Annotated in this window: 6 protein-coding genes; all 6 read right to left on the reverse strand. The window is 32.8% G+C overall.

The window, feature by feature from the left end; translation table 11 throughout:
* Positions 1-31: 31 nt before the first annotated feature.
* Complete coding sequence (locus AAGD53_RS04590; RefSeq protein ID WP_341751241.1) at positions 32-1,138, reverse strand: glycosyltransferase family 4 protein; 1,107 nt, start codon at positions 1,136-1,138, stop codon at positions 32-34.
* Positions 1,126-2,226 (reverse strand): non-hydrolyzing UDP-N-acetylglucosamine 2-epimerase, encoded by a 1,101-nt coding sequence (gene wecB, locus AAGD53_RS04595; protein WP_341762365.1) that lies wholly within the window; start codon positions 2,224-2,226, stop codon positions 1,126-1,128. The genes AAGD53_RS04590 and wecB overlap by 13 nt, the downstream gene beginning before the upstream one ends.
* A gap of 8 nt (positions 2,227-2,234) precedes the next feature.
* On the reverse strand, positions 2,235-3,410 hold the full coding sequence (locus tag AAGD53_RS04600) for a nucleotide sugar dehydrogenase (RefSeq protein ID WP_341760880.1): 1,176 nt from the start codon (positions 3,408-3,410) through the stop codon (positions 2,235-2,237).
* A gap of 801 nt (positions 3,411-4,211) precedes the next feature.
* A protein-coding gene (locus AAGD53_RS04605) for an IS5 family transposase (protein WP_341762366.1) occupies positions 4,212-5,053 on the reverse strand; the annotation gives its coding sequence in 2 pieces (ribosomal slippage) (positions 4,212-4,681 and positions 4,681-5,053; 843 coding nt in all).
* 131 nt (positions 5,054-5,184) lie between these two features.
* Positions 5,185-12,672 (reverse strand): DnaJ domain-containing protein, encoded by a 7,488-nt coding sequence (locus AAGD53_RS04610; RefSeq protein ID WP_341762367.1) that lies wholly within the window; start codon positions 12,670-12,672, stop codon positions 5,185-5,187.
* Positions 12,673-12,747: 75 nt separating this feature from the next.
* Positions 12,748-14,820 carry a tetratricopeptide repeat protein gene (locus AAGD53_RS04615; protein WP_341762368.1) on the reverse strand — a complete coding sequence of 691 codons (2,073 nt, stop codon included), beginning with the start codon at positions 14,818-14,820 and terminating at the stop codon, positions 12,748-12,750.
* Positions 14,821-15,004: the final 184 nt, after the last annotated feature.

The following is a 15,004-nucleotide window of genomic DNA, read 5'->3' on the forward strand; positions in this document are numbered from 1 at the left end:
CAAAATATGTTGGTAAAAGAAATTTTTATATCTAAACCCTTATCGGGTTAGATATATCCTTAAATAATTCTTCATAACCTTTAAAAATTTTTAACCAACAAAATTTATCGTCCAAAGGCTTTCTAACTTGAGGATATTTTAAAATCTGTTCAACCTGATTAACTATTTGTTGAAAATCATTGAAGTTAACCAGTAATCCACGATCGGCTGTAATAACCTCTGGCAAAGCACCACTGTTACCAGCTATTATAAAAGTTCCTGCTGTTAAAGCCTCTAAAATAGAACGTCCCATTCCTTCTGAATGAATATATGAACCACCGGGAACTTCTGTTACTTTATCACAACTTAATTGCATGTAAATATCTGCATTGATAATCTCTTCACATATTTTTTCATTTTCGAGTACTCCAAGAAATTCTACAACTGAACTCAGATCATTCTTATCTACTAGTCCTTTTATTTGTTCAAGTAAAGGACCTTCCCCGGCTAACCTCAACTTAAAGCTATAGCCTCTTAACACTAACTCATGAACCAAAGATATCATTAATGAATGATTTTTATATGGAACAAAACGAGCGGCACAGAAGATAGTAAAAGGTTTATTATCTAAAATCCTTGCTGCCTTTAATGCAGATATATTTACTCCACCTACAAAACGTTTAAAAGGACATTTTATACCAATTTTACTTAAACGATTTTCCGTGTAAGTAGAATTGGTTATTAATAAATCTACAGTATCATTTAAAATATCAACCCAATATGATCGCCGCATAATATATTCTGACATTTTTCCACTAATCAAAGAAGCTTTCAAAATTTCATTACCACCTGTACGGTATATAAATTTAGTTTTTGGAAATATATTACGAAGTTGTTTAAGATCTTCTATCCATCGCCCACTATTAAAAAATATAATAACTGGATTAAATACATTATCTAATTTATTTAAATTTATTGGTTTAGTTTCTTTGTTTAATATAATACAATCTTGCCCTTCAGCATTTTTTGTAATTATACTCAAAATAGGAAACCTAGAATGAGTAGTGAAATATTCTGTAAAATATTTGGCATGCATTTCCATGCCACCGATTAATGGAGGAAGACGATCAGCAAAAAATAGAATACCTAACTTTTGCATATAGTTTCTTTTTTAAATTCTTGTTCCAAGATATTAACTATCTTCTCTGCTGCGTAACCATCCCCATAAGGAAAATGCACTCTTGACATTGCAGCCAGCAAATTCGGATTTTTTAATAAATTATTGCAATTCTTTATAATATTAACTGATTTTGTTCCTACTAATATACCTGTATTAGCTTCAATTACTTCTAATCTTTCAGTTGTATCTCTAATAATGAGTACAGGCTTTCCAATAAATGTTACTTCTTCTTGTATCCCTCCAGAATCAGTTATTACAAAAAGACATTCTTTTAGCAATTTAATAAATAGAACATGATCTATTGGTGAAACTAAATCAATATTATCTATATCTGATAATAACTTCTTCACAGCCTTACTTATAGAAGGATTAGGATGTAAACAAAATATTATTTTTATATCTAAAAACCGTTTAGAAATATTATGTAAAGCATTACAAACTTCCTTTAGCACTTCACCATGATTTTCTCTTCTATGAATTGTAACTAAGATAAATTTTGATTTATAATCTGTTTCCAATCTATATAATTTGTTATTAACAAGTCTTACTGCATCTATGGATGTATTACCTACTACCCAAATTTTATCAACTTGTACCCCTTCTTTGATAAGATTGATTTTTGCTTGATTGGTTGGCGTAAAAAAATAAGTACTAAGTTTATCTATAAAACATCTATGTACTTCCTCAGGCCATGGTGAATATATATTACCTGTCCTCAAACCTGCTTCAATATGTGCTAATGGTATACGCAAATAGAAACTAGCAAGGGCTGCTACAAAAGCTGTTGTAGTATCTCCTTGAACAATAATTAAATTTGGTCTTGATTTTTCTAATATATTACTAAATTGTGATAACATATGCACTGTGCTTTGGCAAAGAGAACCATTACTTTCTATAGGTTCAAATTGATAACTGACTTTAATGTTCATATCTAAAAGCAAAGAATCAAGTAAAGATGTATGTTGTCCAGTTATACATATCTCATTCTTAAAATACTTATTATCCTTAAAAGCTGTAATAACAGGGGCAAGTTTTATCGCCTCAGGTCGTGTCCCTATTACTGTCATTACTGTTTTCATTTTATAAATACTCCGGTAAAATCAAGAAAAATTTTTTCATGAAACAAATGGTTAGATATATCCAAAAATTCATTGTGAGCAACTAACACAACCACCATATCTGCTTTTATTAGTAAATAATTTATTGATTTTATATTTTTAACATATGGATCAAAAGCAATAACATCAAATTCTTGTTTAAGAGTCTCAGTTATTATGATAGCCGGTGATTGTCTAGTGTCAGGTACATTAGGTTTATAAGTTAGACCTAAACAAGCTATGGTTCTAACATTATTTTCTTTTGCTACTTTATTTATTTTCTGAATTACCCAATTAGTTTTATTGATATTAACTTCCCTTGCTTTTAGTGTTAATTGGGCAAATCTAGGTGCTGCATTTGCTAAAAAGTACGGGTCTATAGCTATACAATGACCACCCACACCTGGACTTGGTTGTAAAATATTTACACGAGGATGCTTGTTCGCTAACCAAATCAATTCATTTATGTTTATATTAATATGATCAGCAATCATAGATAACTCATTAGCATAAGCAATGTTAATATCACGATAGGTATTTTCTGCAAGCTTAACTGCTTCTGCTGTTTTTGAATCAGTAACTTCTATCCCACCATGAATAAATGATCTATAAAAATCAGATGCTCGTATCCCAGATTGTCTGTCTATTCCCCCTACAACCCTATCATTATGTATTAATTCATTAAGAATATTACTAGGTAATATTCTTTCTGGACAATAAGCTACAAATATATTAGCACAAACAGCTCGAAGTTGTTTAGCCATTATCTCGGTTGTTCCTATCGGACATGTTGATTCAATAATAACCAAATTATCAGTTCTAAGATAAGGTGTAATAGATTCAATTGCTGCATTTACATAAGAGATATCTGGTTTGTTTTCTAAATTTAAAGGAGTTTGTACAGTAATTATATAAATATCGGAATGTTCAATCTTTGTAGATATTTTGATATTCCCATCATGCATTCCTTTTATAAATAAATCTTTTACTTTTGCTTCAAAAGTAATATGATTAGTTGTATTTATTCTCAATATTACCTTTTCATCAATATCTACCCCGAGAACTGAATAACCTGAATTTGCTAAAACACAAGCAATAGGAAAACCTATATATCCTAACCCTATAATACAAACTTTTTTATCCATTTTACTCATAATTTTGGCTTAAACTGTCATTTGCAAAATTATTTTACACTATTTATGCAACATTAAATTGCACTTATTAAACTCTCTAGGTTCTATGAACAAAATGTATGATAATATTCGTTTTCCAAAGACAAAAGGACTACCAAGAATGAGTACTGGTATAAGATACTTTTCTTTTTGAAAACTTTATATTACACCGTCAAGTTAAATGATAAGTAATTTATATTAAAATTAATTAATAATTTTACTAGTGATAATAAGAAAAATAATATAGAAAATTGTAAGAATAAGTTTTTAGTTGTAACAATATCACACTACTTGTATAAGTAGGCGTTCTGACATAGAACCCCAGATTTTTTTGATTACGAGCAGAATTGAAATTACTAATTGACAGTCATGAGAATAAGATATAGTCTTCATAATCCTAGGTTAATATCTTAGCTTAGCCTTTGTATGCCTTCTCCCACGATGGAAGATTTAGTTGTTTGACAAGTTTATATTTACTTTTTATCTCTGCTGTTGGTCGTTGCAGCACAAATCAATAAATGGTTATTTACTAGCATTTAATTTACAAAGCAAGTAGATTGCCAGATGTATTAATAAGTTAATTCGATATCTTTCATTATTTCACCTATATTTATAGAATTACCTTTATTGTAAAACGTATATTGACCGAGAAAATGAATATGATGATGCCAAGCAACTGGCGATATTTTCTTTAGTATTGTCAAAAATTTTTTATTATTGGCAAGGTTTCCATATTTATCTAGCACTCTAGATAAAATAACGGAGTTAGAGCTTGTCCGCAAACTAAGTAATAGAAGTAATCCTACGAAGAAGTAATCGACTCATAGCCAAAAAAATTATATTTTCACTAGAATCAGTAAGAAAATCATACTCCTTGGAGAGCCTTCTATTTCTATTTATCCAAGCAAAGCTTCTCTCAACAACCCATCGCCTTGGCTGTACTTTAAACCCAACTTCCCTTGTTGGCAATAGTTCTAGTGGTGTATTTTTTGGTATCCAAAATCTGCACACTGGTCGTTTAACAATTTCTAAATCTATGTTATACTTTTCCTTAATGAGATCCTTTAAATCTTTAGACTGATACCCCATATCAGCCCACATTTGTTTAATAGTAGTGTACTCTTTTTGCATGTTACTGAGTAGCACTGTAGCTCCGTATCGATCATTCTCATTCGCAGAACCGACATAACAACCTAATACAAAGCCTTGTGTATCGGTAATAATATGCCTCTTTCTGCCCTTAATTTTCTTAGCTCCATCATAACCTTTAGCTCCCCTTTTTCTGTTGTCTTGACAGACTGACTATCTATTATGCAAGCACTAGGATACTCATTTCTACCTAATTTTCGTCTAACATCCTTGATAAGTTCATGGTTCATACGTTCAAATACACCTTGCTTCTTCCATCTTCTAAATTGTTCATATACTGTCTTCCAAATTGGAAAGTCATGCGGCATATATCTCCACTGACACCCAGTACGTAATACATAAAAAATTGCATTCAAAATCTCTCTTTTGCTATGTTTTAAAGGTCTACCTCCCTTTACATACGATACTTGAAACAAACCCTCTATCCTTAACCATTCTTCATCTGTTAAATCTGTTGGATAATTTTTTCTGCTCATTCTTTTATACTTCTTACTAATAATACTTTGTTCACTTCATCATACCTTAATTTTAGTTTGCGGACAAGCTCTTAGACAAAATTTATTGGAATTAAAAAATACAACTACAAATTAAATGATTGACTTATTCGTCACGACAGCTCCATTAGTAATAAATCTTCTAGTAATAATGAATGTCCTAAAACTGTACATTCTTGTGGTAAGCGATCACCATGGGTTAAATAACTGAGTAAATTCTCGATTACTTCTGGTCCGCAATTATTATATTTTTGTGGTTCTAGCTCTGTTTCTACCAAATTGACCCTATAACCGGGGTATGTGGTTGACATTTGGTGAGTTAATTGCACTTTCAATAAACTTGGTATAGTGTTTTGTTCTGAATCCATGTAAATAATGTTGATATCACTAGCAGTCTTTTCTATTACAATCCCTACCCAGTGTTTACCATATAAATTTAGTGGTACTAATAATCTATCTTTAGTTGCCTTTAAATTAGAGATAATTTCATTAATTAATTTTTCCCCTTCATCCTCAAAACCTTCCCATACATAATTTGGACTGATTATTTTATATTTATCCAAGTTAGCACTTTCAAGCCTGAGTTGTAATAATGCTTCCATAGCTACTTTGCTATATTCATTCCAGTAATTCAAGTAATCGTAATCATTTAAACCATTACCAGTTGCATTACTTTGATCTTCCCTCGCTAGAAAGCCTTCTAGATTTAAATCATAAATTATTTGCCAATATTGTTCTTCATTAATCAGGCGTCCTCTAGGTATTCCAACAATATTTGGAGCATTTGGAACATCTGTATTTTTTATATAGTTAAGCATCTCTACGATTGATGATGCGTAATAATCTCGAACTACTCCTTTAGTTCCTTTAGGAGTATTTAATACATCGTTGCAATCTACTTTTAGAGCCTCCCAAAATTTTCCCTGTATCAAATACTTCTTAAGCATATCTCTATATGGTTCTGATCCAGTTGAGGAAGCTGCACCAAGAGAGCCTGCTTCATTACGATGGTGTACTAGCTCCATTGCTATAGCTGGCATATGTTGTGATTTAATTTCCGAATATGGGGTGTCTTGGTATGAAGCTTGTGGTGGCACGTGATTAATTTCAGTATGTCCTTGCCGTATACCACCAAACTCTTTGTTCAATTGTCCATAAGAACCACCAAAAATGGAAAATTCTAGGTCTAGTCCATTTTCAAGGCGATCAGCATTTGTTGCTCCTCCCATTAACCAAATAGACTGACCTTTTTCATACAGATATTGTGGAACTCCATGATCAATTGACTCTAGAAATGCCATAACTTTCCTAAAAACTTTATGTTTAAAGCTATTCTTTGCTTTATCAGCTATTTTAATTAATTCACCACTACTATAATTGCTTTCCAACGAACCAAGATGATCTAGTTGAACAGCTAGGGAATCAAATAAACAATTATTCGCACCAGTTGACTGTATCTTAGTCTTATCCTCTACTTTATGTGGTGTATAATGAGCATCCTTATAATCAAGCTCTACCACTTTATTGCCTGATCCGTTACTGTGCTTTTCACCAATAACCACTGGTTTACAATTAGGTTTATCCTTAAAATGTACAGTGATAGTTACTTTCAAGGCTTTACTTATTGCATTCAAATCAAAATAATTACCTTGTCGATGTGTACTGACATCAGCTTCATTTGTTATTTGCTTAAGAGGCCATAACATTTCGTACATGTCACATGCTTTGTTAAAGTCAGTAGTACTGTCTTTATCACGACGAAGGTTTATGATTACTTTTTGGTAAGTTTTCTTTAGCTCCGCTTCACTATTCCCAAAGACCTTGTTAAAATGATTAACTTCTAAGAAATCATATGCTTCCCTAATGTGTTGAAATCTTATACTAGCTTCCTCATTTGGATTCTTGTCAGGATGATTTCTAAGTGCATTTGTTTTATAAGCTTTACGTATCTCTACCCAAGAAGCTCCTTCATCAAGTCCTAATAATTTTAGGGCTTCTTGGCATTTATTTTTATGTGCATCACTTTCCTCACTTTTCCTCTGCCGGTTTTGTTCACTATCAATTGAATCACTAGCTTTACTCTTACTTGCTGATGAAAAAACCTCTTGGCTTACTTTACTTAAAGTCGGTTCTACTACACAAGTATGAGCAAATTTACCACTAAGATGGATAATTAAACTGTATATTTTTTCTGTTACTTGCTTGCTAAGTTGCTCTATTAGTAGATCAACATTGTCGTTCTTTAGGATATTACTCCTCTGCTCTTGCAACTTTTTATCCATTCGATAGTTTAATTTCTTACAGAAATCTTGCGGATACTGATTGATTCTATCTGCTGTAACTATACTATCAATTACCAAAGAAGTTGCTTTTATTTTCCAATTATTCCCGTGCCTTGCTACTCCAAGTGCTATTTCCTTTGCTATCTCCGCTGCTATTTGTCCGTTGCTACCGGTAATTATTTCTGAGGCTAACTCGAATATCTTAATTTGTTCTACTAACTGTATCTTCATTCTATCTATTTTCTGAGATAATGTACCACTAATTTTTTTTTGAATTTGTGGTTTTAAGCTAGTGAGTAACTCCTCTAACCCCTTTGTTACTATTTTTTCCATTATTACAGATCCGGCAACATCCATAATAGTTTCCTTTCCTATACTCTTTGTTACTACAGAAAGCTTTTCAAGTCGGGATAATTCACCAAGTTGTTGTGCTTTTAATGATTTTTCAAGCTTTATTTTTGTTAAGGATTTCTCTAGCATTTTTTCTATATCGTCTATTTTATCAGCGACTTTATTGCATATAGTCTTCATAGTTTTACTATTCTTAAATGCTTTGGATAAACCTCTACAAGCTTTTATTGAGTTATTTAATATCTTCATAGAACTTGCTACCGCCCCAATACCCATGGTTGATATACTTATTCCATAACTAATTAGTTTTCCCTTAATATATTCGGCTTCATTAAATTCTGTTTCGCCGCTGCTGATTAGCTCCATTACAATATCGCATATCCCTTCAGAAATCAGTACCCCAGCAGCTGGACCTGTTACTATTAGCAAGGGCGGGAATACTAACCCAGCTGCTAAAGCTGCTAAACCTGAACCAATTTGGGCTTGTGCCCTTGTAATTACATTATCAGGAACATCATGTACTTCTCTTGTTGAATAGATTGCGTTTAGCCCTACAAAATTTAATTCTGAGATTTCAGCTTCAGTAATTGCCTGCTTCAGTTGTTGATCTGCATTATCATTAGTATCTAAGGTTTTTAAGTAATCAGGAATCTTTTTATGGATGGTTACCCCATCTTTAAATTCCTCTTTAATTTGATATAGTAGACCTCCAATTACCTTACCATCTTTGTCTAGGCACTCTATGATATTGCGGTAAGTATTTAGACATACCATTCTTGACTCTAAATGCTTTAAGAAAATATTTTCTTTGTCATGTACTTCAGGTACTATTAATATATTTTGAAAATCTTGAATTTGACTCTCGTCAGTTTGAGGATTAGCAAAGAAATATTTCTGAATATAGCTAACCTCTAGGTCTAGAGCCTCTTTTGCTTTTTCTAAAGCCGATATGGCTTTGGTTTTGTATGTTTCATCTTTTTCAACATTTATAGAAATTACCTTTGCTAGAGCTTTTTTAAATCTTTCCATCATTTGCCCACCACGTTCCATGGCAATTTCAAAAAGTTTGATGTAAGCCGAGTGTAATATCTCAGGAGTTTTAGTTAATGCAATGGCGTGATTTAAAGCATTCTCTGCGTCCTGCAATTGTTCATTTAATAAGAAAGCGTCTGCCTGTCTTATGCTATAATAAGGATTATGTAAAATCTTCCCACCCATTATAGATTTAGTATTGGGAAGTGAGATAAAAGCTTCAAACTCTTCTTTAGCTTTTGTTTCTGTTAGCTCTTTGCCTTTAAAGTTCTTTGCCTCAAGCCAAAAAGCCCAAAATTCTTTAATATCTTCTAATACATAATGAAAGCCTAATATACCTTGATTCTTACCCTGCAAATCTTGATATTTTTCTGAAAATTGACTAAATAATAAATCTTGGAAATTTAACTCTAATATTTTACTTTCTTGAAGCTCCTTTATTCTCTCCCGTTCTTTCTGATTTCTCGCTTCTTTTATGTTTTTAAAAGTAAAATCACTATCATTTAGTCGTTCAATATCAATACCTAAATTTTTCACCTCGCTTACTTTGATTATTAATTGTGCAGTACCTTTCTTACCCTGACGTGCAGTTCTACCAAAAGCCTGATCTTCTACTCTTTGGTTGCACGGAAGGAAAACAACGCACACATGCAACCCACCGTTTTCTTCCAACTCTTTAGTAGTTTGAAAATCTGTTCCTCTGCCCGCTATGTTAGTAGCAACAATTATAGTACCAGCTTTCAGCTCTTTTGGGATAATGTCACTATCATCTCCATAAGGCTTGATAGAGAAAATTGTTTTTGTTAATTTCTGTAGAACCTTTAATGCTTTCTCTATATTTTTTAAATCTTCAATCGTCTCACAAATAATTAAACAAGCCCTGCCACCTTCGATCTTTTCTAAAGCATCTAAAGCAACAACAGTAACAAAGTGATCATCTGCTACGACTATACCACCTAATTCATTAAACTTTTTTGCTTTGTATGTAGGGATTTTGGCGTAATCTACATTATAGATAGATGATAATAATTCTTGCTCTGCTATTGAACCTAAAGTACCTGTAAGACCAAATATTTTATTGCCGTATTTTTTGATATATCCAAGATTAGAGATAAAACTACTAGTTAGGCTTTCACTGGTAAGATGTAAATTATGCTTCAATTGTACAAATTGGTGTAACCCATGCGACCACACTGTATTTTTTAGTGTGACTCCAGTATTTGCATAATCAACTGGGATTATAACGTTCTCATCTTCCTTTTCCTTGATAATATATTGTCTATTTTCATGACAACCATATTTTGCATAAATAGCGTTATCAATCCACTGCTCTAATTTTGCTTTTTTATAAACCTGAAGATGCTCAGGTATTAGAGTATCTATTTGGCTAAAATCACTTGCCTTTATTTGAGCTTTAATTGTTTCTCTTGCGGATTTTGTTAATTCATGTTGGAAGCTTATATATTCTGTTTCCTTGTCTTTTTCAGATTTACTGCTTACTTGTAACTCTTGTGCCTTTTCTCTTAGTTTTTTATCAATTTCTTTTTCTAAACTTTTCTCTGCTTTGAGTAACTCTTGCCATATTTTAATATAAACATATCTTAAACTTTCCATACTAGGGAAAGGAGTTGACAATTTCGCAATACTGCCAGCATTATCTATAATCATGCTATCTACTTCATCTAGAATAACAGTAGCAAATTCTCTACCTGCACGGATACCCAAGCCCAAAAAAGTGTCTTTGAGATAATCAAATTGAAAATTACCTATACTACCGTATAAAACATTTGCTTTATAACATTCCTTATTTTCATCAGTATTATTATGGGCAACGCTTATACCAAAAGCGTTGTAGAAATTTTCTCTCTGTTCTACCCCCTCTCCTGCAAGAACATGGTTGCTGGTAATAATATCTACAGTTTCTCCTTGAAGTACTTTAATAACTGCCAATAATGATACTATAGTAGTTTTACCTTCACCTGTATGAATTTGACATAATTTCCCTTGGTTATTTTTTGTTTGTAAAAATACCAAAATAGATAATATTTGAGTGTCTCTTAAACGATGTCCTTCAGTGGTGATTAATTCATTAACTCTATCCATTATGGCTATAGCTTCGTATATATCAATAGCAGTGAGCTTTCCCTTTTTTGAATCAGCCCAACTCCTAATATCTGTTAGACTCTTACTATTCCATAACAGAGAAGAACTTTTTACTTGGTTAAATTGTTCTCTTAATTTGTCTTTTAATGTTTGACTTTCTAACGAATTATCACCATCTTCTCCTAAGACTATTTCGCTTAATAATTGTTCTAAATCCTTAACGTTTGGCTCTGTAGACTTATTATTAGTACTAAGTGGAGGCTCTGTTCTTTTTTCTAGATGATTAGTTTCTTCAGCATTAGCATTATCTATTTGTAAACTACCATTATTTTGCTGCGAACTATTTTCTTGTCGAACCTTTATTAAATCAAAAAATGGTTTTACTTTGTCATAGTCTAAATTTAGTTTTTGGCAAGTATCTTTAAGTAGGTTTTCTAATTCCTCGTTTACTTTATATCTTGCTAACAAATCAAATATTTGAGTAAATTTCCTTAGCTCTTCAGAGTATTGTGATTCTATTATATCGTTAGCTTTGCGTATAAACAGACTAGCTATCGACTTAGTAGTATTTGCTGCAAGTGTTGAGCTTTTATCTACCACTAATTCTTGTAGGGTATCAATAGTTTCTATTGTTTTTTCTTTGACACTACTCGCGACATTTACCATCACCTCACTAACTTTATTTACTCCTTTTTGTACTGTGTCTTCCACTGCTCCTTGTATTTTATTAGTGACTTGATGTGCAACAAATCTTCCCCCTACTTTAATTGGTTCTGCTAACAGAGTTGGTAAGTAATCTGCTATTACAACTACACCTGCTTCAATTATCCCATTTGTAACCGGTGTTACCAAAGGCAGTATTACCTTAGATACCTCTGTTGGTAATGTTCTTTTTAATTTATCCACATCCTCTGCAGTTTTAATCCCTTCTAGCAGTATGGTTTTAACGTACTCCATTAATTTTGGTAAATTTTCTAATGCTTCTTTACGCAGTTGCTTTAACCTTGCTCTTGCTTCTTCTCGGGCTTTCTCTAGCACTTCTTTTTGCAGATGATCTACTATTTCAGAGCATACTTCTTTTGGTTGCTTTTCAAAGTACTGTTGTAAAGCTTGACCATAAGCATTAATCTTGTCAAAAGCTTCGTAGGGTATTTTTTCTACAAAGTTCTTTATCGCTACCTTAAACGCCACATTTTCTGATAACTCTAGGATATATTTATTTATAGTAACTCGTATGTATTGACCTAGTTCTGATTTAAAATATTCTTTAACTTGTTGTACTTGTCTATGTTGACAAAATTGTGTAGTCTCAAAGTGTTCGATAAAGTCTAATTGGTTACCTTTTATGGAAGACATTATTATTTCCATATTCTTTAAAGACATAGGACCACAACTAGTGGAATCTTGTTGTTCTTTGTTCGCGTGTACTTTCAGTCTTGTACCTAGCCCAAACTTTTTAAATAAAACATCATGAATATCGCCGGGAATTTCTCTGCCAAAAGAATCTTTATATAAAATGGTGGTAGACTGCCCAATATGCATAATGCACAAAGTAACCCAGTGATTAGCCTCTTTGTTATATATAATAAATCTAGGCTCTGAATCAGCTTCTTCGTACTTTTCAAGAAATTTACCTAATTGATCTATACTACCTGCAACTTCACATTGTTTTACAAAATCATATCCGTATTTCCGAGTAAGATGTTCCATGACTTTTGCAATATCTTCCTGACTGTACCACTTATCTGAATTAAGGTTAGTTAATATTTCTGACGTTATTTCTATGCCAAGCTCAGTATTGCGATTAATTCTTTTTGCTTCAGACCTTTTCATTTTTACTTCCATTTTCTATGTAAAAAATCAGTATTTAGCTTATGTGATTCCCTCTATTATCAATTAACTTGTATACTAATAATCAACATCAACTACTCCCATCACAGTAACAACATGCTCGTAAGATGTGAGTGGATTATCTGATAAATTATTGGGATTATGAGTATCGGGATTAGGTATGTATTCTTCTAGATTTCCATAATGTTGTTGCTGACCTATTTCTTCAATTTTTGTATTACATATTGTGATAGATTCTTTAACTAAGTCTATACAATCTTGAAATCTTGCGTCATGCTTAAGACCATTTTGAAACTTTTGCATAGCAGTTGTATACTTCTTTAAAGCTTGTTCGTATTTTCCTTGATCTCTTAGGTTATTAGCTTCATATTGTAATTTAACTCCTTCATTAAAGTTAGAATTACCTTCTATCTTTAAACTAATCATATGAAAGTTTCGTGTATATTCAGTATTGTCAGGTACAAGTTTATGTGCTTGTTTGAACTTAACTTTTGTTTCCTTAAACTTTTCTTTCGCTTCTGCAAGATATTGCTCTACTGTTTCTTCAATTTCTTCCAAGCTAGCTGTTTCTTCTGCTGTCCAAGCATCGTTCCATAATTTTTTACCTTGTTCATTAAGAACTGTAGCCTTGTTCTTTTGATAAATCTCATTGTTTGGTTGTAGTACTATAGCTTCATTAAATTTTATAAGGGCTTCTTCATAATTTTGAGCATTAGAATCTACCTTGGCCAACTCATTCAAGGCAAAAGCTTTTTGTTCTTTTGCTTGTTTATAGTTTAGGTCTATATGTAATGCCTTATCTGCAGCCTCTATGGCTTCATCATATTTAGTTAGTTTGATAAGAGTCGCAGCCTTGTTTTTGTGATAAATCTTATTGTTTGGTTGTAGTGCTGTAGCTTTATTAAACTTTACAAGAGCCTCTTCATATTGACCTTCTCTATGATGTTTTGTCGCTTCCACGTTTAACTTCTTTGCTTTCTCCGCATCACATGAATTGGAATAGCACCTTACACCTTGATTAACTCCATAACTTAAAGCAGCCGTTGCTGACGCAGCAAGCACAGGTACTGCTACTATTGCTATAGTTGAACCTACGATAGCTCCTACAGGCACTGCTATCGCTGCAGAAATCGTCCTAGTTGCTATGCTGCTACCAAGACCTTTAGCTACATTTGTAAACGTTATATCAATACTTCCGTGCTTATAATAGTTTACAGCCTGCTGAGTGCCATAGCTTAATACCCCTAATGCTGTTGGTGAGTTATCTATAAATGGTATAGACCTAGCCACTGCCATTGCTGCCATTGGTATGCTTGTACTAGCTGTATCTATTACATTATTAAAGGTAGAGCTTTGTGGATTATTTGCAGTCTTACAGAAAGCAGAGGTTGCTATTCCTACCCCTCCTACCACCACAGCTCCGACTAATGGTGGTAAGGTCGTCCCTACTGTGTCTATTCCTCCTATCTTTACTATTTCAGTAGCAACGGCTTGACTTACTGAGCCTCCCAATGCTCCTCCAATATTTCCACCAATTGCTGCTCCGGCGATACTACCAAAACATTTTCCTGTCTTCTCACCAGCCCCTTGATATCCAAAACTTTTCCCTATTTTTCCTCCTACTGCTTTTCCTATATAATTGCCTATCTCTCCACCAGTAGACCCACCGTATATTCCTCCTACTGTTTCTCCCCATTCATGGGCTGTTTTAGTTATTGCTTCTTCCTTCTCCTTAACTTCAGCCTCTTCTTTGGCTTTTCGTTGTTTGTCCTGTTCCTCTTTGGCTTTTTGTTTATTAGCTTCTTGCTGCTTTCTTTCTTCTGCTTCTTTTGCTTTTTGCTGTTCTGCTATATACTGATTCCGAAGTTTCTGTGCTTCTACTTCTCTTATTTCATTATCATTAGAATCAATATATTTTTTATCATGACGTACAAGTTTATGAAATATATTAGCAGAACCTACGCTAGCTGCTGCATAGTCTCCTTGCCTTTCCATAACGTCATATTCGATTACGGTAAAACCACGTTCTTCATATTTATTATAATTAGCTAAATATTCTCGATGATCTTCCCACCTCTTACCCTTAAGTCTTGCTGTTATAACTTCTGGGGAATAATGTTCTTTTGCCATATATTTCTCCTACAATTTTAATTTTTTAAAGTATTTTCTTTCACTTTGTTAGGAAAATTAGATTATTTGCAATTTATCAAACTGTAATCAGTAAAATACCCTTAATTTTTCCCCTTAAGTACAAAATGAGTAGGTTTAAAAGTACCTAGGAATCAAATTATAAGTCTGCTAAACTGTAGGAGAG

The sequence above is a fragment of the Candidatus Tisiphia endosymbiont of Melanophora roralis genome, from assembly GCF_964026575.1.
Taxonomy (GTDB): domain Bacteria; phylum Pseudomonadota; class Alphaproteobacteria; order Rickettsiales; family Rickettsiaceae; genus Tisiphia.